At 36.9% G+C, this 23772-nt stretch carries 26 protein-coding genes; 20 read left to right on the top strand and 6 right to left on the bottom strand.

Translation table 11 applies throughout. The annotated features are described in order from the left end of the window. Window positions 1–691: 691 nt before the first annotated feature. The gene (locus tag K9B36_RS10120; protein WP_223701933.1) at window positions 692–955 is read right to left on the bottom strand and encodes a hypothetical protein; all 264 of its coding nucleotides are present in this window, start codon (window positions 953–955) and stop codon (window positions 692–694) included. 316 nt (window positions 956–1271) lie between these two features. Between K9B36_RS10120 and K9B36_RS10115 the strand changes: the two genes are divergently transcribed. The 5 genes from K9B36_RS10115 (at window position 1272) to K9B36_RS10095 (ending at window position 7197) form a co-directional block, all read left to right on the top strand. After that, the gene (locus tag K9B36_RS10115; protein ID WP_223701932.1) at window positions 1272–2249 is read left to right on the top strand and encodes a nucleoside hydrolase; all 978 of its coding nucleotides are present in this window, start codon (window positions 1272–1274) and stop codon (window positions 2247–2249) included. 93 nt (window positions 2250–2342) lie between these two features. Beyond that, entirely contained in the window at window positions 2343–3818 is a 1476-nt protein-coding gene (locus tag K9B36_RS10110; RefSeq protein ID WP_223701931.1) for a spore germination protein, read from the top strand. 12 nt (window positions 3819–3830) lie between these two features. Beyond that, window positions 3831–4949 carry a GerAB/ArcD/ProY family transporter gene (locus K9B36_RS10105; protein ID WP_223701930.1) on the top strand — a complete coding sequence of 373 codons (1119 nt, stop codon included), beginning with the start codon at window positions 3831–3833 and terminating at the stop codon, window positions 4947–4949. Next, window positions 4939–6075: a Ger(x)C family spore germination protein gene (locus tag K9B36_RS10100; RefSeq protein WP_223701929.1), complete on the top strand. Its 1137-nt coding sequence runs from the start codon at window positions 4939–4941 to the stop codon at window positions 6073–6075. Before K9B36_RS10105 ends, K9B36_RS10100 begins: the two co-directional genes overlap by 11 nt. 534 nt (window positions 6076–6609) lie before the next feature. After that, a complete protein-coding gene (locus K9B36_RS10095) occupies window positions 6610–7197 on the top strand; it encodes an SCO family protein (RefSeq protein WP_223701928.1) in 588 nt (195 codons plus the stop codon). Window positions 7198–7255: 58 nt separating this feature from the next. Here the strand turns inward: K9B36_RS10095 and K9B36_RS10090 are convergent, their stop codons facing one another. Next, window positions 7256–7399 (bottom strand): hypothetical protein, encoded by a 144-nt coding sequence (locus K9B36_RS10090; RefSeq protein WP_223701927.1) that lies wholly within the window; start codon window positions 7397–7399, stop codon window positions 7256–7258. 181 nt (window positions 7400–7580) lie between these two features. On the opposite strand from K9B36_RS10090, the gene K9B36_RS10085 reads away from it, so the two are divergent. The 4 genes from K9B36_RS10085 to K9B36_RS10070 all read left to right on the top strand — a co-directional run bounded on the left by K9B36_RS10085 (window position 7581) and on the right by K9B36_RS10070 (window position 9547). After that, window positions 7581–8501 (top strand): SGNH/GDSL hydrolase family protein, encoded by a 921-nt coding sequence (locus tag K9B36_RS10085; protein WP_223701926.1) that lies wholly within the window; start codon window positions 7581–7583, stop codon window positions 8499–8501. A gap of 11 nt (window positions 8502–8512) precedes the next feature. After that, the gene (locus tag K9B36_RS10080; RefSeq protein WP_223701925.1) at window positions 8513–9103 is read left to right on the top strand and encodes a YpmS family protein; all 591 of its coding nucleotides are present in this window, start codon (window positions 8513–8515) and stop codon (window positions 9101–9103) included. A 171-nt stretch (window positions 9104–9274) separates the two neighbouring features. Further along, a complete protein-coding gene (locus K9B36_RS10075; protein WP_223701924.1) occupies window positions 9275–9367 on the top strand; it encodes a YjcZ family sporulation protein in 93 nt (30 codons plus the stop codon). A gap of 45 nt (window positions 9368–9412) precedes the next feature. Then, a complete protein-coding gene (locus tag K9B36_RS10070; protein ID WP_223701923.1) occupies window positions 9413–9547 on the top strand; it encodes a YjcZ family sporulation protein in 135 nt (44 codons plus the stop codon). 117 nt (window positions 9548–9664) lie between these two features. Here K9B36_RS10070 and K9B36_RS10065 read toward each other — a convergent pair whose 3' ends face one another. Continuing rightward, window positions 9665–10408 carry a DUF4397 domain-containing protein gene (locus K9B36_RS10065; RefSeq protein ID WP_223701922.1) on the bottom strand — a complete coding sequence of 248 codons (744 nt, stop codon included), beginning with the start codon at window positions 10406–10408 and terminating at the stop codon, window positions 9665–9667. Window positions 10409–10578: 170 nt separating this feature from the next. Here K9B36_RS10065 and K9B36_RS10060 point away from each other — a divergent pair, with 170 nt between their 5' ends. Beyond that, complete coding sequence (locus tag K9B36_RS10060; protein ID WP_223701921.1) at window positions 10579–11373, top strand: alpha/beta fold hydrolase; 795 nt, start codon at window positions 10579–10581, stop codon at window positions 11371–11373. A gap of 63 nt (window positions 11374–11436) precedes the next feature. Here the strand turns inward: K9B36_RS10060 and K9B36_RS10055 are convergent, their stop codons facing one another. Further along, the gene (locus K9B36_RS10055; RefSeq protein ID WP_223701920.1) at window positions 11437–11685 is read right to left on the bottom strand and encodes a DNA alkylation repair protein; all 249 of its coding nucleotides are present in this window, start codon (window positions 11683–11685) and stop codon (window positions 11437–11439) included. A gap of 146 nt (window positions 11686–11831) precedes the next feature. Beyond that, window positions 11832–12158 carry a MerR family transcriptional regulator gene (locus K9B36_RS10050; protein WP_223701919.1) on the bottom strand — a complete coding sequence of 109 codons (327 nt, stop codon included), beginning with the start codon at window positions 12156–12158 and terminating at the stop codon, window positions 11832–11834. 190 nt (window positions 12159–12348) lie between these two features. Here K9B36_RS10050 and K9B36_RS10045 point away from each other — a divergent pair, with 190 nt between their 5' ends. Next, window positions 12349–12564, top strand: coding sequence for a hypothetical protein (locus K9B36_RS10045; RefSeq protein ID WP_223701918.1), 216 nt, complete (start codon window positions 12349–12351; stop codon window positions 12562–12564). Between the two features lie 437 nt (window positions 12565–13001). Here K9B36_RS10045 and K9B36_RS10040 read toward each other — a convergent pair whose 3' ends face one another. After that, window positions 13002–13931: a CobW family GTP-binding protein gene (locus K9B36_RS10040; protein WP_223701917.1), complete on the bottom strand. Its 930-nt coding sequence runs from the start codon at window positions 13929–13931 to the stop codon at window positions 13002–13004. Between the two features lie 152 nt (window positions 13932–14083). Between K9B36_RS10040 and msrA the strand changes: the two genes are divergently transcribed. The 9 genes from msrA to K9B36_RS09995 all read left to right on the top strand — a co-directional run bounded on the left by msrA (window position 14084) and on the right by K9B36_RS09995 (window position 23668). Beyond that, a complete protein-coding gene (gene msrA, locus K9B36_RS10035) occupies window positions 14084–15052 on the top strand; it encodes a peptide-methionine (S)-S-oxide reductase MsrA (protein ID WP_223701916.1) in 969 nt (322 codons plus the stop codon). 160 nt (window positions 15053–15212) lie between these two features. After that, on the top strand, window positions 15213–16697 hold the full coding sequence (locus tag K9B36_RS10030; RefSeq protein WP_223701915.1) for a methyl-accepting chemotaxis protein: 1485 nt from the start codon (window positions 15213–15215) through the stop codon (window positions 16695–16697). A 123-nt stretch (window positions 16698–16820) separates the two neighbouring features. Beyond that, a complete protein-coding gene (locus K9B36_RS10025; RefSeq protein WP_223701914.1) occupies window positions 16821–16967 on the top strand; it encodes a YjcZ family sporulation protein in 147 nt (48 codons plus the stop codon). A gap of 246 nt (window positions 16968–17213) precedes the next feature. Further along, the gene (locus K9B36_RS10020; protein ID WP_223701913.1) at window positions 17214–18548 is read left to right on the top strand and encodes an aspartate aminotransferase family protein; all 1335 of its coding nucleotides are present in this window, start codon (window positions 17214–17216) and stop codon (window positions 18546–18548) included. 13 nt (window positions 18549–18561) lie between these two features. After that, window positions 18562–19278: a 3-oxoacid CoA-transferase subunit A gene (locus K9B36_RS10015; protein WP_223701912.1), complete on the top strand. Its 717-nt coding sequence runs from the start codon at window positions 18562–18564 to the stop codon at window positions 19276–19278. Continuing rightward, the gene (locus tag K9B36_RS10010; protein WP_223701911.1) at window positions 19248–19901 is read left to right on the top strand and encodes a 3-oxoacid CoA-transferase subunit B; all 654 of its coding nucleotides are present in this window, start codon (window positions 19248–19250) and stop codon (window positions 19899–19901) included. Before K9B36_RS10015 ends, K9B36_RS10010 begins: the two co-directional genes overlap by 31 nt. A 47-nt stretch (window positions 19902–19948) precedes the next feature. Then, entirely contained in the window at window positions 19949–21217 is a 1269-nt protein-coding gene (locus K9B36_RS10005) for a peptidase (protein WP_223701910.1), read from the top strand. Window positions 21218–21361: 144 nt separating this feature from the next. After that, window positions 21362–22228, top strand: coding sequence for a putative beta-lysine N-acetyltransferase (gene ablB / locus K9B36_RS10000; RefSeq protein WP_223701909.1), 867 nt, complete (start codon window positions 21362–21364; stop codon window positions 22226–22228). A 36-nt stretch (window positions 22229–22264) separates the two neighbouring features. Further along, window positions 22265–23668: a sigma-54 interaction domain-containing protein gene (locus K9B36_RS09995; protein ID WP_223702068.1), complete on the top strand. Its 1404-nt coding sequence runs from the start codon at window positions 22265–22267 to the stop codon at window positions 23666–23668. Window positions 23669–23772 lie beyond the last annotated feature (104 nt).

Genomic DNA, 23772 nt, shown 5'->3' with positions numbered 1-23772 from the left:
TCCAGAGGTCAAAGAGCGACCTCTTGCGAAACCCGTCTTATGCTTGTCGGAGCTAAACGAGCCGGTTTCGCTTTTCATTGTCTAGCTACACCGGCTAGCTCCTCGAGTCACAAGCCGTTTTTCTCCAGAGGTCATAGAGCGACCTCTTGCGAAACCCGTCTTATGCTTATCGGAGCTAAACGAGCCGGTTTCGCTTTTCTTGACTAGCTACACCGGCTAGCTCCTCGAGTCAAAAGCCGTTTTACTCCAGAGGTCAAAGAGCGACCTCTTGCGAAACCCGTCTTATGCTTATCGGAGCTAAACGAGCCGGTTTCGCTTTTCTTGTCTAGCGACACCGGCTAGCTCCTCGAGTCCTCAGCCGTGTTTCTCCAGAGGTCAAAGAGCGACCTCTTGCGAAACCCGTCTTATGCTTGTCGGAGCTAAACGAGCCGGTTTCGCTTTTCTTGTCTAGCTACACCGGCTAGCTCCTCGAGTCATAAGCCGTTTTTCTCCAGAGGTCAAAGAGCGACCTCTTGCGAAACCCGTCATATGCTTGTCGGAGCTGAACGAGCCGGTTTCGCTTTTCGTTGTCTAGCTACACCGGCTAGCTCCTCGAGTCATAAGTCATTTTCCTCCAGAGGTCAAAGAGCGACCTCTTGCGGAAACTGTCATATGCTTGTCGGAGCTGACCGAGCCGGTTCCGCTTTTCGTTTTACCAGAATAGTAGTCCGCCTAGTACTATTCCTGTAACGAATGCGAGTGGTACAGCGTAGGGTCTATAACCACCATAGTACCCGCCATAACCACCATAAAAGCCCATTCCAAATCCACCTAGTCCGCCTCTGTTATTGGATTGGATATATACATGACTTGGAGACACTCTTACAATTCTTCCGTGATGTGAAGAACCGTCTCTACATTTAACTGTCACTACTTGACCTTGATAACGTCGACATTGATGATAATATTGTGACATCTTCATCCTCCTAACATTTAAATTCTTAATAGACTATTCACTCTTGGACTGGGTTGCTTGTACGTTTGTCTTGGTTTTAAAAGGCTCTTTTCATAAAGATTGATACTGAACCCTGTTTTAAAACTTCATTTGGATTTTTGCCACTCTATACAACATTAGCAGAATCCTTAGGGGTGTTTAACATAGAAATTTAAACAGGAAAAGAGTAAAGAAGTAATAGTTACAAAACGGGGGTAACTAACTTACGCAGAAGCCACAATCAGTGCGAAACCAGGCTATGAAACAGTCACTGGAAGTTCAAGTAGGAGGAGATCGTTTGAAGAAAGTATTATTATTTGCTGACTTTGGAATTGATGATATTATGGCGGTGATTTATGCGAATTTCGAAGATAATGTTGAATTGGTAGGAATTGTTGCTGAATACGGAAATGTGGAGAAAAAGATAGCAATTAGAAATGCAAGATACCTACAGCAACTAACAGGTAGGTATGATGTTCCACTTATCGTGGGTGCGGAAAGACCGTTAATCGGAGGAACGCCTATTTACTATCCGGAAATACACGGGCCAGAAGGATTTGGGGCGTATATACCAAGCCAGGCAGTGGAAGATGGGAATGAAAATATATTTGAGAATTTTCATCAAGTATATGACGTTATTGAGAAATACAATAAAGATTTAACAATTATCTGTGTAGGGCGACTTACCTCGCTAGCTACATCATTCATTTTGTATCCAGAAACTGTTGACAAGGTTAAAGAAATATTCATAATGGGCGGAGCATTTAATTTTCCTGGTAATGTTACTCCCGTTGCCGAAGCTAATATCTATGGTGATCCTTATGCAGCGAATATAGTATTTAATTACGCAAAAAACATGACAATATTTCCACTTAATGTAACTCAAAGAGCTGTCCTGACATCTGAAATGGTCAATTATATTGATGAAGTAAACCGGAAAGCTAATAATGCATTGGGACTTATTATAAAACCAATGATGGATTATTATTGGCAATTTTACAAATCTCAAAATCCAGCTATTTCAGGATCTCCTTTACATGATGTGTTAACATTGTGGGCAGTCTTCAATGAATCAAACATAACTTATACCTATAAACCTGTCAGAGTAGTTACTTCCTTTGGAAGTGCCTTTGGGCAAACGATTGGTGATTTCCGGTCGTTTGTGCAATTATCAGAAGATTCTGTGCATCGGATTGCCATAGAATTTGATTACCCATTGTTCATAAACCGAGTGATAGAAGTGTTAACTACAGAATTAATTAATAATAATAATTAATTTATCTCTTCCTTCAAAGAGGACTTTTCATAATTTCACCATAAATGGCTACCCTATCATTATATAGATATAGTGAGAAGTGGGGTGTTAAACATGAAAACGAAATTATCAATTTCCAATATGAATGTTGATGAGATTAAAAAGTACATATCAGATAAAGTGCAAAATAGTCCTGATTTATTTTATTATGAACTTCCGATGCAAGAATCTACATTATATTTTATTTATATGAAAAACTTAATTGATAGTACGGCTTTCAATCAATTTATCCTAACGCCTACTGTAGAATTATTGAAAAAAAATGACGTGGATTTTAAAAAACTTCGAAGTAGGTTGTTAACCCCTGATAGTTTGCTTACCAGTGATGGAGATGAAATAGCGAAAAATCTATTGGAGGGATTTGTTTTAATCCTTAAAGAAGGAGAAGATGATCAGCTACTTGTAAATGCTTCGAAAAAAGTAGAGCGCAGCATCGAAAAAGCGGAAACCGAGTCGCTTGTCTTTGGACCTAAGATCTCATTTACCGAGTCCTTAAGTACGAATATAAGTATAGTCAGACAAAATATATTGTCAGAGAATTTGTGTACTGAAAGTATTGTTATAGGCAAAAAAAATGAAACAGAAATAAGGGTTGTTTATATAAAAGATCTAGCAGACGAAGATTCTGTTAATTATATTAAAAAGAAAATCTCTAATCTGGAAATAGATGAGGTACTTGATACTTCCGTCCTAGCACAAATGATTGAGGATAATAACTATTCCATATTTCCTCAATATTTACAAACAGAATTGCCTGATAGGGTAAGATATAGCCTGGATCGCGGACTAATTGCTGTATTTGCCGATAGAAGTCCTATGGTTTTGTTAGGTCCAGTATCTTTTTTTAATTTTTTTGAATCAACAGAAGATGTATATATGCGATGGAATATGGGGAGTTTTATTCGCGGTTTGCGCTACTTGACGATGTTCTTATCCGTCCTGCTGACTCCCGCTTATGTTGCAGTTATTACTTATCATTATGAAATGATCCCTTCGACTCTTATCGTTTCTTTAGGTGAATCACGATCCAAAGTGCCATTTTCTCCTATTCTTGAAGCTTTCTTATTAGAAATTATGATTGAACTTTTAAGAGAAGCGGGTGCAAGATTACCAACTAAAGTTGGTCAAACAATGGGTATTGTTGGCGGTATTGTCTTAGGACAAGCTGCCGTTGAAGCAGGGTTTACAAGCAATATTCTAATTATTGTAGTAGCTCTAAGTGCTTTGGGCTCTTTTACTGCTCCAAGCTATTTAATGGGTACTGCTATACGTGTAACAAGATTCCCTATCTTAATACTTGCGGGTCTTTGGGGAGGAGTGGGAATTGTAATCGGGCTATGTTTCCTTCTAATTCACTTTTTGCGATTAACAAGTGCAGGCAAACCTTATTTACAACCTGTCTACCCTTTGAATTTTGAAAAGGTTAAGAATACCCTTGTAAGGCTTCCAGTGAATCCAAATAAAAAAACGGAAAAAAACAAGAGCTTTTTGGGCTTTTATGAAAAATACTCTAATGATATTGATGAATAGGGTGGTCAAAAGATGAACACTCCAACGTTAAAAAAGAAAAGTATCCTATTACCGGCATTTTTAATATTTTTTATCGTTCACACCAATCAGATGGGAGTAGGGATAGCAGGGGTTCAAAGGGTCATTTTCTTTGAATCAAAACAAGATGCCTGGATTTCCATCCTAGTAAGTTACATCGGAATGACGGTAATCATATTCTCAATTTGTTATATTCTGAGAAGTTACAAAGATAAAGATTTATTTGATATTCATGTAAATCTTTTTGGGAAATTCTTTGGTAATGTTTTAAATATGCTATATATTCTTTATATTTTGGCTGCGTTGCTCTCAATTATTATTGGTTATACCGAAATAGTCCAAGCTTGGATATTTCCCGATATGAAATCATGGATAATTTCAACTTTTATCCTTATTTTAACAATATATGGAGTGTATGGCGGGATTAGAACAATAGCAGGTGTTAGTTTTATTACCTTTTTCTTAGCAATTTGGTTGGTGTTATTAATTTATGAGCCTATAAGGTATATGGATTGGACAAACTTCTTGCCGATATTAGAGGCATCTCCAAAAGACATTCTGAAAGGAGCATATAAAACTTCTTTTACTGTTTTAGGTTTGGAAATATTATTTTTTGTTTATCCGTACATTAGAAATAAAGATAAGGTTCATTTTTTTGCTCAGATTGCAGTGTTCGGCTCGTTCTTTTTAATATTGTTACTGACAATCGTTGCAATTGGATATTATAGCGGAGAACAATTGGAAAAGACGATCTGGGCTACACTATCATTGTTTAAGATAATTCAGTTTCCCAATCTTGAAAGGTTCGAGTTTTTTGCAGTATCCATGTGGCTCGTAATTATTTTACCTAATACTTTATTTATGATGTGGGCTGCGACACGGGGACTTAAGAAGATATTCGGCATAAAGCAAAGGAGACTTGTAGCAATTGTTAGCATCATGATGATAGGGCTTAGTTTGATTTTTAATAGAAGAGTGGAAAATAACCTCTATGTTGATTACGTTGGAGTTGTAGGTTTTTGGTTGGTTTTCGTCTATACCTTACTTTTATTTTTAGTAGTAGTAATCCGAAATAAAATAGTCTCAAGGAGGAATACCGAAAATGCATCGTAAAATAGTGTATCTCCTAAGTACTATTATTTTATTAACTGGATGCCTTCAACAAAAACCGTTAGAAGAATTGGGTCTAATCACTGCAGTGGGGTATGACAAAGAGGAAGATTTAATTCGTGGTTCTATTGTTTATTATGAATTTGATCCATTACATCCTAACAATACGAAGATGGTTTCCAGCTTTGCGAATACAAGCAAGGGAGTTCGCCAAAAGGAAAATTTAACTTCAAGTAGAAAGTTAGTTTCAGGTCAATTAAGGGTTGCTGTTTATGGTCAAAAACTCGCAGAGGAAGGTATCATTTCTTATATTGACACCTTATCAAGGGACTCAGAAGTAGGAACGATGTCCTATTTAGCTATAACCAACAATACTGCATATGAACTGTTCACACAATCTCAAGAATCTGAGGATATATCAAATGCAGGAACTTTCATGTATGATTTGATTAGACAAAACGTCGAATCGGAGTCACTAATTTCTCCTACATTACACGAGTTTATGCAGTGCTTCTATAGTGAAGGTATGGACCCGGTTCTTCCCTATATTCAATTTATGGACGATACCATAGCAGTAAAAGGTACAGCATTACTAAAAGATGACCGTATGATAGCAACAATTGATACGAAAAAATCATTTTACTTGAAACTTTTAATGAATCCATTCCAAGCAGGTGGAATTGAATTATCCCTTCCAACAGTTGCTATTGAAAAATATATATTAGATAAAGAAAAGAAGTCAGATGAAGTTGAAACGGTGTATGTTTCTTTAGACCATTTAGAAAGTGAAGCTGAAATTGCATTGAATATTGAAGAGGTACCTACCTACACTATTTCTGTAGATATACTGACCCGAATGCAAGAAATTACTGAGGACTATGACTTAGGAAATCCTGAAGCGTTAAAGGCGGTGGAGAAGGCTATCGCGAAAGAAATGAAAAAGTCTATTGAAGGGCTCATTAAAGAATGTCAAGAGCTTGGAGTAGATCCCGTTGGATTTGGAAACCGTTATCGAGCAAAAGTAGGATATAGAAATTTTTCTAAAGAGGAATGGAGAGAAATATATTCGAAAGCAAAATTTAATGTAAGCGTCAAGACAGTTGTTCTACGTACAGGAGTAATGGATTAGGAGGCTAATTGCCTTCTTTTTTTAGTTTAGGAAATTATAAAAGTTACGGTTGTGGATAATTTTTCGTTGAGCTCTAGACGCCAGAGACTATCAAACTTCCCTCGCCTCCTATCGATAAGCTCAACATCGTTCGTGTTGCTGATTCTCTCAACTCAGTCCAGTTTGTACGTCTCTAAGCAGGCACCTTACGCTTTTGTTCTCGTACCTGGCATGGGATTTAGTGGGGAATTAAAGAAGGTGAGTGCAAAAAGTCATACGGTGGAATTCAAATAATAGATATTTGAAAGATCGACCTTTTTGGGTGGTAGCTTGAACCGATCTGTTACAAGTTGGATGAGAACTGAAATCTTTAAAATAGGATTTTACCTTTGTTAGTGCCTAATATTATAAGCGCATTCTCCCGTCATTAACGATAAATCGAGTCATTTTAAATAAGTTATTTTTATGAACATATTATGGTGATTCTTTTATCCATTTGAATTTAATGGTAGTATTTGAAGTGAAAGAATGACATACATAGAGAAGGTGAAATACATGAAAGCAAACTATAAATTTTTAAGTGTTTTGATTGTCTTGGTTTTATCTTTAGCTGCTTGTGGCAATACACAAGGTATCCCTGAACAAACAGACTGGGAATTGAGTGAATTTAATTATATTAACCAAGATGAGGAACCTTATAGCTTGGAAGATGTTAAAGGGAATATTACTGTAGCCTCTTTAATATTTACTACATGTACAACGGTATGTTCCCCAATGACAGCTAATATGGCTAAGTTGCAGAGAATGTCACAGGAAGAGGGGCTAGATGTCCAATATCTTTCCTTTTCTGTAGATCCGGAGGTTGATTCACCTGAAATTTTAAAAGAGTTCGGCGACCGTTTTGAGGCAGATTATACAACATGGGATTTTCTTACTGGATATTCACAAGAGGAAATTGAGGAGTTTGGACCCAAAAACTTCAAAACCATTGTTGCTAAGCCTAAAAATGGGGGAGAAGTTGTCCATGGCACAAGTATTTACCTGATCAATCAAGAAGGTATTATTGTAAAAAGCTACGATGGCCTTGATGTACCTTATGAAGAGATTATCGATCACATCACGATTTTACAAGGACAAGAATAAAAAAGCTGGTTGATTTATCCTTTTAACGGATAAATTCAGCCAGATTTTAAAACAGACTTTAGTTTTCTTGCTTATCCATACTGTTACGAACTCCATCTGTTACAATTATGTGTAATTCTTTTGAAAAAAGTTCTTTTGATATTTCCTCATTACATGCAAGTATTTCCCTTTGACCTTCTTCTTTTTTTGTTGTATTATCCATTGTTAACACCCTTTTCTTCTTCATTTATTATTGTTAAGTATAAAAAGCTTACTTCATTAATGCGAAGCGTATATAATGATAAAAAGGCTACAAATAATTCTAACAGGAAAAACATCTGTGAAAGCCATTTTGGTGAGATGGTCTCCAACGTTAAATCTACACTTAATGAGGAGAATGTGTGATGAAAAAAATAATAATACTCGGGTTCTTAGCCCTTCTTATAGGTAGTATGGCTAGTTGCAGTTCAGAAAATTCCTCTAGTATAGTGCTTGAAAAAGCGAAAGAAAGACGGGAAATTCAGAACAATAAAGAGTTATTTGAAGGTGTTCTTTTCTTTAATAGAGAGAAAAAATCAGAAAATCAACCAAAGCAAACGATATTGGATGAAAAAGAAGAAGTCTCAGATGAGTTTTTTGATCGATCCTTTAAACTTGTTTTCTTTGGAGATTCGCTGACGCAAGGAGTAGGAGATAATACGGGAAATGGTGGGTTTACTTCCTTTGTAAAAGAGCATTATGCAAGTAAGCCTTTAATTGAAAATGTTTCTGTCACAAATTTAGGAGTGAGAGGGAATAGAACAAGTCACTTACTTAATCGACTGAAAAAACCTGAAGTGCAGGAATCATTACAATTAGCTGATGTAATCTTTATCACGGTGGGCGGAAATGATTTAATGAAAGTCATAAGAGAAAATTTCTTAGATCTTAATTTCAAATTATTTGAAAAAGAGCAGGTTGAATATGCTGAAAGACTAACAACCGTGCTAACAGAGGTAAGAGAACTAAACCCCGATAGCACCATTTATTTAGTAGGTGTCTTTAACCCTTTTCATGAGTTTTTTAAAGACATACCGGAAATGAACCAAGTTGTTGAAAACTGGAATGGTACAAGTGCTGCAGTATTAGCGAACTATTCAAAGACAGCTTTTATTCCTATACAGGATATCTTTATTGATTCAGCAGAATATTTGCTTGGTGACGATCAGTTTCATCCGAATGATAAAGGGTATCGTTTAATAGGAGATGAAATCGTAAAAAACATCATAATATATAACCAAGAAAATTTGTTAGATGCTGATTTTGAGATGTTAGAAAGGGAATAATAGGAGGAATTATGGTTAAGAAAGTGCTATTGAATTGGAAAAGTGCATTTATCACCTTGTTTACATTAAATATTTTGATTGCTTTGATAGCTTTATTTCTTGTAATGGTTCCAGATCATTCAAAATTCAAATTTACAGAAAGAGCAGATGATCGCGAGAGAGTAGCTTTTACTATCCAATCAGATAAAGAAGATTTAAATGAGCTAATTCGTTTTTATTTAGAAAAGGAAACGAGAAGGCCTTTGAATTATGAAGTAAGATTAACAGATCGAGTTGAACTAAAAGGTGCCATGACAGTGTTTGAAAGAGATATTCCTTTAACTATGACATTCATACCTGAAGTCCAAGAAAATGGGGATGTTAGACTTAAACAAGATTCGATGTCCGTCGGCAGGCTGCAAGTACCAGTTTCAATGGTTTTGAAGTATGTAGGAGATAATTACCCTTTACCTCCTTGGGTAAGAATTGTTCCGAGTGATCAAAGTATTTATGTTGCGCTTAATGAACTTGAACTACAAAGTGATACAAAAGTACAGTTTACCAAGTTTAATTTGGAAAATGATGAAATCGAATTTAAACTACTTGTCCCTGTTGAAGAATAATATAATAGGAAAAAGGCGTAAGTTGGAAATGACAACTTTACGTCTTTTTTTGTGTGTTTTTCTTTATAGCACTAGATAAAACACCTAATTTTTTTGGAACTGGGCATCTGCCTTTCCCTTTAGTCTATAGATGAATACATTATGTATTAGAAAGAGGGGGAGGTGTACAGCATGGGTGATCCTGGATACGGATCCGGATTTGCACTAATAGTGGTTCTATTTATCTTACTTGTGATTGTTGGTGCTGGAATATTAAGTTTTTAAACAACTTTTAATTAAAATACATGCTCTGTAGAGGAGGTGACAGCTATGAGTTGGTGTGGTTGCGGAAATTACGGATACGGCCAAGTAGCAGGTGCAGGTTACCCTGGTGCTGGAAGTTCTTTCGTATTAATCGTGGTATTGTTTATTCTATTGATCATTGTTGGCGCTGCTTGGTGCTAATTAGCTGAAGAAGAAATGCTCAATCTTAAATGATTGAGCATTTTTTTGTTTCATTGTTATCTATATACGATGTACTAACAAATCGCATATTGTGTAGTCAAATCAATAAGTTGTGTTCTAAGGAATCAAAAAAACTGGTTCCAAGTTAGGGGTTTGATTTAATAAGCCTGTAGCTATAATGGTATACGATGTATTTGGCTTAACATTAACACGCCTGAGTGGAAGAATAACTTCTTTCGTACCAGCTATGCGTAGTTCCAGATCAACTGTCATAGGTGTTAATGGAAGATAATCTGTAACTTCACTAAAAGCCAGCTGTGAAAAAAGGACATCCCCTTTTAGGACAGCTATATCCAGTGAGGGAGTATTTGGTGATAAGTGCAATACACGTATCTTTGATTCTCCAGGTGGGACAAATTCATCATCAGAGACACTAATTAAATCGAGGCTCTCCTTTAATCCTACAACTGCCAGTGTGCACGATAAATTCTCCCTAATCTCAATTGTTTTCGATAAGATTGAATTACTGGAATCCTCCTTCAAAGTGATATATATATGGTAGGTTCCATAAGGAATTTTTATATACATGCTACTATTTGTATAATGAAAATCTCGATGCACAAGCTCATTATTTATATAAACATCTAACGCAGGTGAATCAGGAGCTGCATGCAAGAAACGTAACTTCCCATATTCAATCGGCTTATGGTTTCTAGTGTTTGTATTCATCCAATGGTGGTATAACGCCATGTATTGTTTTTGATAAAAATAAAGATGCTTTTCTGGATTTTTATATTTGTAAATGTCAGCCTTGATTTGATAGGAAATCAGTCTTTCATAAAATTCTTTATAAGCAGACATTCTTTTCCCCCCAATTAATTTACATGATAAAAAGATATGCAGATACACTTGGGCAATTGTCTATCTTGTTTAAATAAATAGTGTTTTCTGTTTAGTATTTTGAAAATGTGGTAAGTTAAAAGATAGTACCAATTAAGGATGCCACGTGAATATACAAAGGAGCTGAAAACATGGCTGAATATGAAAAGACAATTCAACAGAATATTTCTTTATACTATGAAGATAAAGGTGTAGGCAAACCGATTGTTTTATTACATGGCTTTTGTGGATCACATGAATATTGGAAATACATTGTGCAGGACTTATCATCCTTCTATAGAATCATAGCAATTGACTTGCGCGGCCACGGAAAATCAGCAGATTCAGAGGAATCGTTTACAATAGAGGATATGGCAAAAGATATACAGCAGCTTTTATTACAATTGGAAATAGAAGAAGCCACAGTTTTAGGTCACTCGTTGGGTGGGTATGTCGCTCTGGCCTTATTGGATAAACATCCTGAATTGATAAGAGCAATTGGACTAATTCATTCTACTGGAGCACCAGATAGTGAAGAAGCCAAAGCAGGACGGGATATTGCAATAAAGAAGATAAATGAAGAAGGGATGAAGGGCTTTATTGAAGAATTATCGCTAAAGCTTTTTGCTAAAGAAAATAAGGATAAGCTCAGTGAAGAAATGGAGCATGTCAAGAAAATTGGTTGCAACACAACTGTAAATGGTGCGGAGGGCGCATTAGATGCTATGAAAAATAGAATCGATCGGCAGCATGTCCTGAAAGAAGCTAAATGTCCAATTCTCCTAGTCGCAGGTAAAGGAGATCAAATCATCCCCCAAGAAAAAACATTTGTTGTTGAAGGTCCCAACGTACAACAAGTTCTCTTGGCTGATTCAGGCCATATGAGCATGCTTGAGGAACCGAATGCTTTAATGCAAGCAATTACCGATTTTATGAATCAAAAATAAAAGCTGAACGATTTGAACTCACCCATTTAATAAGAGAAGAAGGATAAAGAGTCATAAGGCTCTTTATCCTTTTTGATATTCCGCTCTTTTAATAAATGTTTGTTCTTCTTCGATTAGACCGCATGCTGCACACTGTATTTTATATGCTGGCCCTTTGTAGGGAATATGAAAAGGATCCAGTGAACCGGAAGCATATTCATTAACCACTTCCCCTGAATGAGGGTCTAACTTTACTGATTTCACAACCTGCTCAATAATATTGAAACGAGATCGATTTGTCTTGCAATTGGGACACAAGTAAGGTGATGTCATAAACTTGAACTTACCTCCTTTTTCTTATTTTTCGCTAATTCATAGAAGTTATTCTTCGATGGGAAGAGAAAGTGCAATTATTTTTTGAGAGTTATGACATTTGATTGATACAAAAAAAGGGATTAAATCTAAATAGATAAAATCCCTTACTGTTTGTTATTTTTAAAATGTGCTTGAAGCTGTCCTTTTAGCATGTTTTTCTTCCAATCATTATTTTCCTTTTCTTTCTTTTTCCATTCTCTTCTAATTTCATGGGTTTGTACCCCTTCTTCCATTTGATTAGCAATTTCCATAAGTCTCTCTACATCTGAGAACGAATATTTTCTAATTCCTGACCCACTTCTGGCTGGGAAAATGAGCTTACGTTCTTCATAATAACGAATTTGTCTTTCAGATAAACCTGTAAGTTCACGAACAGTGCCAATAGAAATAACCTTTTTTTCTTTGATCGATGTTGAATCATCCTGATTCATTACTTTACACATCCTATCCTTCCACTCGTTACCTTCATTATAGTACAAATGGGTCGCTTTCTTCTTTAGATTTGTTAGGTTTTCTTACAAGCTTTCAAAAAATATAAAAAATAATGTTAAATCACCTAACATACTATAAGAAATTAGAAGTGAAATATTATAGACTATAGAAAACGAGAGGTGAGGTTCTGTGGCTAAATTATTAAAGAGTGCAATTCAAGATGTGCGAAATTTTTATATTCAAAAACTGATAGATGGAGGACACCAGCTTGATTTAGATTCTCTTTCCTCTTATACTCTCAGTGAATTGAAAGGAGAATATACTTCAATTGTAAATAAAGAGCAAAAAAACCATGATAGTATCAAAAGCAACAATCGATACAAAAACATCCCTTATAAAAAGTAAAACAGCCTTTTTTTATATAGGTGTCTGCCCGGAACAATTGAGGCGGATGTCTATTCCCCCCCATTTAGGTAAAAATGCTCGTAATTATGACTGATTATAGTTAATATATTCAGGTTAGAGGATTATTTCGGGTCAAAATTCGATAGCTGGGGAAATTTTTTAGTCAATCAGACATGATTTGTGGTTTCATCTAACACTAATTTTTCTATCATCTAACAAATTTCCAAATGCATCTAACAACTCCTGAAATTCATTTACCTTTCAAAGTTATTTTAAAACCCCCCAGGCTAAAAAAACTACACAATAGCTACAATCAATGCGAAAACAGCCATTTTTAAAGATTATTGGTATAAGCACAAATACACAGAGAGCGAGGGTGCAATAGAAGTACTACGATGGGATAAAACGAAACTAAAAAGCTAACTCTGAAACACGAGTTAGCTTTCTTTCCTTTTTTCCAGTTTCTGAAGCTGTTGGGAAAGTATATCGACATTGAGATTTTCGCCAATCACGACCAGATTCATAGGAACTTTTATTGGTTCCTTTAAATAAAGAGGGGTTCCATATGAATATTGGAATAAATACAAGCCAGAAGTATGCTCAAATGAAAGGTACCCTTTAATCCGATAAATGGTATCCGGAAGCCCGCGTAACCAATCCTCAAAGCTGTCAAGATCAATTGAAGAATGAAATTGATAAACAAATGTCTTTAGATGCAAATTCTCTGTGGCATGAATTTTACTGTGACTACTTTTTTCTACCTGCTTTATATCTCTCCAACTATTTTCACCGATTTTAGCAAAGCTTGTTAAGATTGATTTTGCGTATGGATTTATAGATTGCAACTCAAAGAGAATAGAGGAAACTTCTGATTCGCTTAAAAGATCTGTTTTATTTAACAAAAGTAAATCAGCATGTTTCACTTGTTCTCTTATCAGTTGTTTTACCTGAATAGAAAGTGAGTCCTTCTCTTTCCACCTTAGTACATCTAACAGAGTAATAATTCTGGCATGTGACAATTGATTGGCAAAGATAGGAGAAAGAACCGTATCTAATACTTCTATAGGATGAGCTGCACCTGTTGTTTCAATATAAATGGCATCCAATGTTTTGTCTTGCAATAATCCCTGCATGGTTGACTCAAGCTTTTCTTGGATGGTACAGCAAATACAACCATCAAATAACTCAGCAAGGGGTAAACTTTCCGGAACTGAATCGGAATCTATAGACACCTTTCCTAGTTCATTCATTATAACTGCTACATTTCTGTTGTTTTTTTGCTCCTGTTCTAGCATTTGGGTAAGGAGAGTTGTTTTCCCGCTTCCTAAAAATCCTGCCAAAATATATACTTCTACTTTTTTGCTCATGTGAACCTCCTATGAGTACAATCAACTATTATTAACCTTATATTATCATAAAATAACTTAATCATTGAGGGAAAACAATTCATTAAATTAGGAAAAGAGGGTGAGAGTTGTTATAATTTCAGTATCTTTACACATTAAAGGTGGGAAAAATAATGGAGAAAACTAATCAGTTAGAGAAAGCTACTTTTGCAGGCGGCTGCTTTTGGTGTATGGTCAAACCTTTTCATGAATATGAAGGTATTGAAGAAGTCATCTCAGGCTATACCGGTGGCAAAACAGAGAACCCAACCTATAAGGAAGTTTGTTCCAATACAACTGGACACTATGAAGCAGTTCAAATAACCTTTAATCCAGAAAGCTTTACTTACAGTAAGTTATTAGAAGTATTTTGGTCTCAAATTGATCCGACAGATGCGGGTGGACAGTTCCATGACAGAGGGGAATCTTATCGAACAGCGATTTTCTACCATACAGAGGAACAAAAGGAATTAGCGGAGTTATCTAAGCAACAGCTCGAGGACAGTGGTAGATTTAATAAACCTATCGTTACGCAAATCCTCCCTGCAGTCGCTTTTTATGCAGCAGAGGAATATCATCAGGATTATTATAAAAAGAACCCATTTCGTTATAAGATGTACCAATCAGGTTCAGGAAGAGCCAAATTTATTAAAGAAAACTGGAAGTCGCCCGATAAAAATGCATTGGAAAAGCTCTCTCCTATGCAGTACGAAGTGACACAAAACAACGGAACCGAGCCACCGTTTAAAAATGAATTTTGGAACCATACAGAAGAAGGTATCTATGTAGATATTATTTCTGGAGAACCTTTATTCAGCTCCCTTGATAAGTACGATGCAGGGTGTGGTTGGCCAAGCTTTACAAAGCCAATTGAAACACAAGTGATAAAAGAAGAAATGGATGTTAGTCATCATATGGTACGAACAGAGGTCAGAAGCAAAACAGCTGACTCTCATTTAGGACATTTATTTGACGATGGTCCATCTGAAAAAGGTGGAATGAGGTATTGCATTAATTCTGCCGCGCTACGCTTTATACCTGTTCAGGAACTAGATAAAGAAGGGTATGGCCAATACTTACCACTTTTTGAAATAAAAGAATAACAAATTAAATGAAGTAAATTAAATGGAACCCGATAAGGGTTTCATTTTTTGCCAAATTACAACAAAATTCCCCATTTGTTGCAGGATTTATCTATAATGCGACGAATTATAACTATTAGCTGATAGATAAATATTTAGGCTAATGGAGTGGGGGATTCTAATGTCAATTTTTAGTGTCAAAGAGTTAAAGTTTCAAGACTTAATCAATAAAAACAAGTTAATGTTTTTTGTCGTTATCTTTTCCTATGCTGCAGGTTTTATTGTCAATGTAATAGTTATGGCTTCACCTTTTATTACCTTTTCTCTACTGACTGCCTTGATTTTAGGTGTGGTCTTATTCTTCCTAACAAAATGGAAAGCGAGCATTCATCGATTTGTGCCATACTTTGCTGTGGTAGTTACATTTCTTGTGTTTTTTCTCATTCTAGTTAATCGAGGAGCCTCCTTGTCTGGTTTTATTTTACCTTTTTTTGTATTAATAATTGCTACGGTTTATTTTGATCGGTTAGTTTTTATTATTGGCGGAATATGTAGTATCATTCTTTTCGTGTATTCAGTAGTTTCTTTCTTGAATGGTAATCTGCTAACAGAGGACCAGCTAGGAAACGTTATGTTACTTTTCATCTTATTGTTTGTAATAACAGGTGTTCAAGTTACAATCGGAAAAAAACTATTTAACCAGTTTGAAAGTATTGTAAAAACTATCGAGTATGATGACCAGATAAGAGAACAGAAGCAACAGTTATTTCGCAAGGACGCGATGAACTTGATGGAAAGTGTGGAGAAAATTCATGAACGCTTGAGTGTGAACATCCGATCCCAGCGTGAAATATCCTTAACGTTGCAAGAATTGTCCATTGGAAGTCAACGGCAAACAGATCAGATAAGTGGAATTGCTGAACTTACTAACAATGTAACCGAATTAATGGATGACATCGTTAGCCAGTCCAATAGTCTTCATGAGGAAACAGGTTCATCTAGGCAGACTGCAGTGGAAGGAAAGAAATTGTCGACTGACCTTCAGGAGAATATGAGTAGCTTTTCGAAAGATGTAAAACAAGTAGACGCTGTTTTTCAAATTCTAACAGAAAAAATTGATGATACGAATCATTTAACACAGCACATAAAAAATATAACAGAACAAACTAATTTACTTGCGCTTAATGCCTCCATTGAAGCTGCAAGAGCTGGCGAAGCAGGTCGAGGGTTTGCCGTGGTTGCTGATGAGATCAGAAAACTAGCCAGTCTTACAGGCGAGACAACAAAAGAAATTACGGAAAACCTCACCTCCCTGCATCAGACGAAAGAAGAAGTTCTACAACGCCTTCAGCAAAATAATGCTAAAATGGATACTAATCTGGAATCAACAGACCGTGTAAATGGCAGCTTCATTCAAATTGGCGAGACGCTCGAGAGTTTGCTTTTGAAAGTAAAGCATTTTCACGATTTTGCTCAGCAGGTAAAAGAGAAAACCACCAACACCGATAGCCATACAAGCGAAGTAGCAGCACTTATGGAAGAAGCTACTGCTGGACTTGAAGAAATAAGTGCCAACATTGAACAATTAACAGACGAAAATACTCATATTGAAAAGATCTTACAAAACATGCTTACTCTTATCGAGGAAATGGAAAAGAAGAAGTGAAATTTTTTACTTTATGATTTTCACAATTTCTAGGTATTTTTCTCAAAAATGGGCAAACGCACATACAAGACAACTACCCACTTCATAGTCTACAAGTGTAAATACAAAACAGGAGTGATGTTTATGCACGACTATTGTTACTACACTTGTGGACCTTGTGATTATCCAACGAATGTGGCACCTGCTTATGGTGGGAACGGCAATACATTTGTATTGATTGTTGTTTTATTCATTCTTTTAATCATTGTTGGCGCTTGTTATTGTAAGTAAGTTTAAACAGTAGAGTATTGAATAAAATCAGGGTAACGTAAGAAGGTATCAACCGAGATTTTCCCTCGGTTGATATTTTTTTTTTGGTCTGTTAAACGCGGCTGTTGTTTTATTGGCAAGCTCGTCTAAAAAACTCAATGATACTTAATAAGAAAGTATTTGTTCATACCATCATAGACTTATACTACTAAGCACTTAATCTAATGATAAACGGTTACAAACTATAACAGAAAGGAGTAATCGTTTATGAATTATCAATCTTACCTAATTAAGCCTCTTTTGGATAAAGACTATCCCATAATTAGTCATGGAAATGGAGTTTATTTATATGATACCACTGGAAAAAAGTACCTTGATGGATCTTCTGGGGCAGTTACAGCAAGCATCGGGCACCATGTACAAGCAGTAATTGATGCAATGTCAGAACAGGCAGGAAAAGTTTCCTTCGTTTACCGTTCCCAGTTCAGTAGCGTACCTGCTGAAAATTTGGCGAAAAAATTAATGAGCATAGCACCCGGTGAGGTTAATTGGTCATTTTTTGTTAATAGTGGAACAGAATCGGTCGAAACAGCGATGAAGGTTGCTATTCAATATTGGCAGGAAAAAGGGAAACAGGATAAAAATAAAATAATCTCCCGATGGAAGAGCTATCATGGAATAACGTTAGGCGCACTTTCTCTCTCAGGCCATGCCGATAGAAGGGTCCGTTTCGAGAACTTATTAGAGAAATCACCGATCGTGGAGCCGCCATACTGTTATCGATGTCCTTTTAAATTGGAATACCCTAACTGTCAGCTCAAATGTGCATGGGATTTGGAAAGAGCGATAATGGAATTTGGACCAGAAAACATCGCAGCATTTGTAGCAGAACCAATAGTAGGCGCCGCAGCCGCAGCCATCACACCTCCTGAAGGTTACTACCAAAAAATAAAAGAAATTTGTACCAAGCATGATATTTTATTCATTGCAGATGAAGTGATGACAGGGATAGGGAGAACGGGGAAGATGTTTGCAATGGAGCATTGGGGTGTTATCCCCGACATTATCTGTATAGGAAAAGGAATGAGTGCCGGTTACACTCCCATTGCAGCTACACTAGTAAGCAACACGATTATAGAGACCATTTTAATGGGTTCTAAAGTAATAATGAGCGGTCATACCTATAGTGCAAATCCCCAGTCAGCCGCAGTAGCATTAGCAGTCCTGGAATATATAGAAAAAGAAAATTTAGTGGAAAATGCAAGAATAGTAGGGGAGTATCTTAAAGAAAAGTTAGAACAATTACAACAATCCTATTCTATTATCGGAGAGGTAAGAGGGAAAGGTTTACTTCTTGGGATAGAAATTGTAACAGATCATATGACAAAGTATCCATTTTCAAATGAGAAAGCAATCACATTAAGATTAATTGATAAAGCACAAAAAAACGGACTTCTCCTATACCCTGCATCAGCTGGAATAGAGGGAGTTGGAGGAGACGCTATTATTGTAAGCCCTCCGCTAACTGTTACTAATGAGGAGATTGATGAGCTTATTCTAATTTTCGAAAAAACACTTAGCGAACTAACAGCAGAATTGTAAGGAGTGCTTACTGATGGAAAATCTTCCAAATGCATTTATGAAAATTAAAAAACACACCGATATAATGTCACTTTTTAAAGATGAGGTTTCCATTATGTTCGGTGGATTTGGCGGAGTAGGAACACCTCCCACATTAGTAGATATGATTCTTCATTCGGGAGCAAGAGAGCTAACCTTAATAGGAAATGATGCAGGATTTCCTACCATTGGAATTGGCCCAATCGTATGTGGTGAGAGAGCGAAAAAATTAATTGCATCTCATATCGGTTCTAATCCCATGGCTGGTCAATTAATGACAGAAGGGAAGCTTGAGGTGGAATTTAATCCTCAAGGAACCTTAGCAGAACGAATAAGAGCTGGCGGTGTGGGGCTCGGGGGAGTCTTAGTAGATGTAGGAATATCGAGTGATGTAGTAACAAACGGTAAAAAAATCATTACCCTTGGAGAGATAGATTATGTTCTTGAGACAGCGCTTACGGCTGATATTTCGATTGTCTATGCAAAAAAGGCGGATCCTTACGGGAATTTGGTGTTCGATAAAAGTGCCCGCAATACTAATCCACTCGTTGCGATGGCTGGTAACCTGACTATCGTAGAAGTGGAAGAATTTGTCCCACTAGGAATGTTAGACCCAGAAGAAATCATTACGCCTGGAGTATACGTGGACTATATGATACAAAGCGAAGGGGTGAATTGGAAATGGGTGTGGGAGGAAACATACGGAACTTAATTGCAAAAAGAGCTGCTAGAGAAATAAAAAATGGGATGGTAGTTAATTTAGGAATAGGAATACCCTCCCTTGTGCCAAACTTTCTTCCCAAAGGCATCCACGTCATGTTTCATGCTGAAAATGGAGTGTTAGGAATGGGTTCTAGTCCGATTAATGGAGAAGAAGATGAGAATCTCTGTAATGCAGCGGGCTATCCAGTTACCGTAGAAAAAGGAGCTTCTTATTTTGATAGTTCGGTAGCTTTTGGAATGATAAGACGCGGAAAGTTAGATGTTACGATTCTTGGATCGCTCCAAGTTAGTGAAGAAGGAGACTTAGCTAATTGGATAGTACCTGGCAAACGGGTACCAGGTATGGGCGGAGCAATGGAGCTATCGCAAAAAGCAAAAAAAGTAATTGTCCTTATGAACCATTGTGATAAGTATGGCGAACCAAAAATCCTTTCGAAGTGTACACTTCCTATTACAACTCCATCGTGCGTAAATCTGATTATAACAGATATGGCTGTCATGGAGGTAACTAGGAGTGGTCTGATTTTACAAGAGCTGATGCCAGGAACAACTCTTGATATGGTAAAGAGAAGGACGAATGCAACCTTTACTCTTTCTTCTGACTTCAAATAGTTATAGATAAAATATCTTGCTTTTCACTTTCGAAGGGGGGAAATGAAATGAAAAACAAGACAAATGAAATAAAAAAATGGATTGCAAAGAACAAAGGAAAAGCGATAGTCCTATTACGTCGTCTTGTACAAGAAAAAAGCGTACAAGGAAACGAAAGTTCTGCACAAGCAGTCGTAATTGAGGCATGTAGAGGGATGGGGCTGGAAATTGATATATGGGAACCTAATGGCAAAAAATTAAAAGAACACGAAAACTTTGTTTCCACAAGAGAATATTTCTCTGATTCTCCTAATGTTGTAGCCGTCTGGAGAGGAACTGGCGGCGGACATTCCATCATTCTTAACGGGCATATAGATGTTGTTCCTGAAGGAGAAATAAACCAATGGGACTGTGACCCATATGAAGGGAAAATAGAAAACGGCAAAATTTATGGAAGAGGGACAACAGATATGAAAGGCGGCAATGTGGCCATGTTGCTTGCAATCGATGCTTTACAGTCTGTTGGGATAAAGCTAAAAGGAGATGTGATATTTCAAAGTGTCATTGAAGAAGAAAGTGGTGGAGCAGGAACATTAGCAGCGATTTTACGAGGTTACAAAGCAAATGCCGCTTTAATTCCCGAACCAACCAATCTTAAAATATTTCCTAAGCAGCAAGGATCCATGTGGTTTCGATTAAAAGTGAAAGGAAAGTCAGCGCATGGAGGCACAAGATATGAAGGAGTAAGTGCCTTAGAGAAGAGTCTCATCGTAATCGATAAAATTCAAAAGCTTGAGCGTATTAGGAATGAGCGTGTCAAAGACCCATTATACGCAAACATTCCGATACCTCTTCCAATAAATCTGGGGAAAATTGAAGGAGGATCGTGGCCGTCATCTGTACCTGATCTCATCACGTTAGAAGGAAGAATCGGGGTTGGACCCGAAGAATCCTTACCACTAGTTAAACAAGAAATGGAAGATACCTTAAACAGTTTACAAAATGAGGATGAATGGTTTCTAAATCATCCAGTAGATTTACAATGGTATGGTGCCCAGTGGCTTCCAGGTGCCATCCGTGTGGATCATCCTTTTGTAGAACTTATAAAAAAGAATTACAAGCTGGTGACAAAAGAAGAAGCGCGCATTGAAGCCTCACCGTGGGGAACAGACGGAGGCCTGTTCACTCAAGTCGCAAATATTCCAACGGTCGTATTTGGACCAGGAACAACTGAAGTTGCGCATCATCCAAACGAATATATACTCATAGAAAATTTGCTTACTTCTGCTGAAATCTTTGCGCTAACCCTATTAGATTGGTGTGAAGTGGAGGAATAATATAGAATGAATCGTGAATGCGGAATGCAACACGGTTCTTTTTTTACTATCTTGCACCAGCTCTAGAGCCAGCCTTTAAAAAGTATTAAAAAGAAGAGGATATGGGAGGCTAAGATCGAACTTTTTAGGAAGGGGGGATGAAAAATGAAGAAAGCATATGGAGAAAAATTAAATGTGAAAAATAACTCTTTTCAGCTGGTGGGCTCGAAAGATTTCTTTAATGAACGCCTGAAGATTGAAGACTTCCAAGGGGATATAGGAAAGGTTGCAGATTTAATAGAAAAACTGCAAATGGAGGAATATGTTAAAAAAACAATAGTAAAGAGCAGAAAAGAAAATTTGCTGCATTTTATCAAATTGGGATATGCATTAGAAGCTGTCCTCCCCAATTATTATTCAGGTTCAGAAGTCTATTTTCTATGCAAATACCAGGATCAATCCCGCTATCTTAGCGACAAGTGGCTGAAGGAAGACCTGATTATGGAAGAAGTACGCCTAAAGAAACGCACCACCCGTCAACACCTCCCATCCTCATTACGTTTAAGAAAAGCAACGATCAGTGATGCGAATAATTTAGCAAGCTTTTATGCTAATGTTTTTCCTATCTACCCTGTCCCAATTGAAGATCCGAACTATATAAAAGATCAAATCCTAGGAGATTCAATTTTCCATCTTATAGAAGAAGAAGGCAACATAATAGCCGCAGCATCCGCAGAGGTAAATAGAAGATATGGAAATGCTGAAATTACAGATTGTGCAACTCTGCCAACCTATCGTAAGGGAGGATACATGTACTATCTTATCGAAAGCTTGGAAAAAGAGCTTAGCGAAAATCAGGTGTTTTGCTGCTATTCAATAGCAAGAGCTTTGTCTTTCGGGATGAACATGGTACTCCATAACTTAGCGTATTCCTACACTGGTCGTTTGAAAAATAACTGTTATATTTTTGATAAAATAGAAGATATGAATGTATGGTTTAAAGATTTATCTAACCCGGCTGCTGAAAAGTGAGCAAAGGGTGCCGAAAAATAGGCAGGTGGTGCAATGATGGTGTCTAACCCTCTTCTTTCAAAGGAAATGCTTGGTGCAATTTTAGATGGTATAGATGAAGCAATTCACGCTGTTGATCCTAATGGAGTAACGATCTACTATAACAGGGTAGCTTCAGAGCATGATGGTCTGAAGGTAAATGAAGTAATGGGAAAACATATTTTGCAAGTGTTTCCCTCCTTAACAGAGCACACAAGCACTTTGCTGAGAGTGCTACAAACAAAAAAAGCAATTTATCAACAAAACCAATGCTTCGAAAATAAGAACGGTGAACTGGTGGAAACCATTAATACAACCATTCCACTTCTACTTGGAAAGGAAATACTAGGGGCTCTGGAAATCGCAAAAAATTATAGTCAAGTCACGGCTCTTGCTAACAAGCTAATTGATCTACAGTCTAAACTCTATATAAAAAATAAGCTTACTTCTAAGCATCCACTTGAAGTCAGCTTTACTTTAGAAGATTTTATTACAGAAAACGCAGATTGTAAGCTTATAGTCGAGGAAGCAAAGCTTTTTGCATCCTCGACTCTTCCTGTCATTATTTATGGAGAAACCGGGACTGGAAAGGAAATCATCGCCCAAGGAATCCATGCTGCCTCTTTACGAAGTAAATTCCCTTTTATAGCCCAGAATTGCGGAGCCATTCCAGAAACTTTACTTGAAAGTATCCTTTTTGGTACGGATAAAGGAAGCTATACTGGAGCAGTGGAGAAAGCAGGATTGTTCGAACTCGCTAATGGTGGCACCTTGTTCTTGGATGAACTAAATTCGATGCCGTTACTTTTGCAAGCTAAATTATTGCGAGTGTTAGAAGATGGCACTTTCCGGAGAGTAGGAGGAATTACAACATATAAGGTAAACGTACGAATTATTACAGCAATGAATGAATCCCCTGAAGTTTGTGTAAGTCAAAAAAAATTAAGGGAAGACCTCTTTTACAGATTAAATACCTGTTCCATTTCTCTTCCTCCACTGAGGGATCGTCCTAACGACATACTAGTATTAGCAAACCACTTTCTAGCCACTCTTTCGGATCAATCCAAAGAAGATAATCAGACTTTTAAGGTATTGTCTGATTCAGTGGTGAAGAAATTCACTTCATATCCATGGCCAGGTAATGTAAGGGAGTTGAAAAACGCAATAGAGTTTATCTTGGTCAAATCAAAAGAGAGAGTAATAACTGAACAAGATATTCCTAGCAAACTCCTCCATGAGAACTCCTCCCATAAAGAAAAAAAACCAACAACATTGAGGCAAGCAATATATGAAACAGAAAAACAGCTTATAGAAGATGTACTAGAACAAACCGATGGAAATGTCCAAAAGGCAGCGAGACTTTTAGCAATTCCTAGACAAACTTTACAATATAAAATCAAAAAAATACAAGAAACGGAGTAGCCTTTTTATTTTTTCTCTGTTAAAGATAACCGTTGATAATAGTACTTCCCAAGCGATGATTGGAGCAGAAGGCGGAGACTCCAACGGGCGATAGCGGAATACTT

This window comes from Sutcliffiella deserti, assembly GCF_020037475.1.
GTDB lineage: Bacteria > Bacillota > Bacilli > Bacillales > Bacillaceae_I > Sutcliffiella_A > Sutcliffiella_A deserti.
The sequence above is the reverse complement of the archived record's forward strand: the minus strand, read 5'-3'. Positions and strand labels throughout refer to the sequence as shown.

Bases quoted from the DNA above. Each gene is read 5' to 3' on its own strand.
- K9B36_RS10120 (WP_223701933.1), bottom strand. From the start codon at position 955: ATGTCACAATATTATCATCAATGTCGACGTTATCAAGGTCAAGTAGTG.
- K9B36_RS10110 (WP_223701931.1), top strand. From the start codon at position 2,343: ATGAAAACGAAATTATCAATTTCCAATATGAATGTTGATGAGATTAAA.
- K9B36_RS10105 (WP_223701930.1), top strand. From the start codon at position 3,831: ATGAACACTCCAACGTTAAAAAAGAAAAGTATCCTATTACCGGCATTT.
- K9B36_RS10100 (WP_223701929.1), top strand. From the start codon at position 4,939: ATGCATCGTAAAATAGTGTATCTCCTAAGTACTATTATTTTATTAACT.
- K9B36_RS10095 (WP_223701928.1), top strand. From the start codon at position 6,610: ATGAAAGCAAACTATAAATTTTTAAGTGTTTTGATTGTCTTGGTTTTA.
- K9B36_RS10090 (WP_223701927.1), bottom strand. From the start codon at position 7,399: ATGGATAATACAACAAAAAAAGAAGAAGGTCAAAGGGAAATACTTGCA.
- K9B36_RS10085 (WP_223701926.1), top strand. From the start codon at position 7,581: ATGAAAAAAATAATAATACTCGGGTTCTTAGCCCTTCTTATAGGTAGT.
- K9B36_RS10080 (WP_223701925.1), top strand. From the start codon at position 8,513: ATGGTTAAGAAAGTGCTATTGAATTGGAAAAGTGCATTTATCACCTTG.
- K9B36_RS10075 (WP_223701924.1), top strand. From the start codon at position 9,275: ATGGGTGATCCTGGATACGGATCCGGATTTGCACTAATAGTGGTTCTA.
- K9B36_RS10070 (WP_223701923.1), top strand. From the start codon at position 9,413: ATGAGTTGGTGTGGTTGCGGAAATTACGGATACGGCCAAGTAGCAGGT.
- K9B36_RS10065 (WP_223701922.1), bottom strand. From the start codon at position 10,408: ATGTCTGCTTATAAAGAATTTTATGAAAGACTGATTTCCTATCAAATC.
- K9B36_RS10060 (WP_223701921.1), top strand. From the start codon at position 10,579: ATGGCTGAATATGAAAAGACAATTCAACAGAATATTTCTTTATACTAT.
- K9B36_RS10055 (WP_223701920.1), bottom strand. From the start codon at position 11,685: ATGACATCACCTTACTTGTGTCCCAATTGCAAGACAAATCGATCTCGT.
- K9B36_RS10050 (WP_223701919.1), bottom strand. From the start codon at position 12,158: ATGAATCAGGATGATTCAACATCGATCAAAGAAAAAAAGGTTATTTCT.
- K9B36_RS10040 (WP_223701917.1), bottom strand. From the start codon at position 13,931: ATGAGCAAAAAAGTAGAAGTATATATTTTGGCAGGATTTTTAGGAAGC.
- msrA (WP_223701916.1), top strand. From the start codon at position 14,084: ATGGAGAAAACTAATCAGTTAGAGAAAGCTACTTTTGCAGGCGGCTGC.
- K9B36_RS10030 (WP_223701915.1), top strand. From the start codon at position 15,213: ATGTCAATTTTTAGTGTCAAAGAGTTAAAGTTTCAAGACTTAATCAAT.
- K9B36_RS10025 (WP_223701914.1), top strand. From the start codon at position 16,821: ATGCACGACTATTGTTACTACACTTGTGGACCTTGTGATTATCCAACG.
- K9B36_RS10020 (WP_223701913.1), top strand. From the start codon at position 17,214: ATGAATTATCAATCTTACCTAATTAAGCCTCTTTTGGATAAAGACTAT.
- K9B36_RS10015 (WP_223701912.1), top strand. From the start codon at position 18,562: ATGGAAAATCTTCCAAATGCATTTATGAAAATTAAAAAACACACCGAT.
- K9B36_RS10010 (WP_223701911.1), top strand. From the start codon at position 19,248: ATGGGTGTGGGAGGAAACATACGGAACTTAATTGCAAAAAGAGCTGCT.
- K9B36_RS10005 (WP_223701910.1), top strand. From the start codon at position 19,949: ATGAAAAACAAGACAAATGAAATAAAAAAATGGATTGCAAAGAACAAA.
- ablB (WP_223701909.1), top strand. From the start codon at position 21,362: ATGAAGAAAGCATATGGAGAAAAATTAAATGTGAAAAATAACTCTTTT.
- K9B36_RS09995 (WP_223702068.1), top strand. From the start codon at position 22,265: ATGGTGTCTAACCCTCTTCTTTCAAAGGAAATGCTTGGTGCAATTTTA.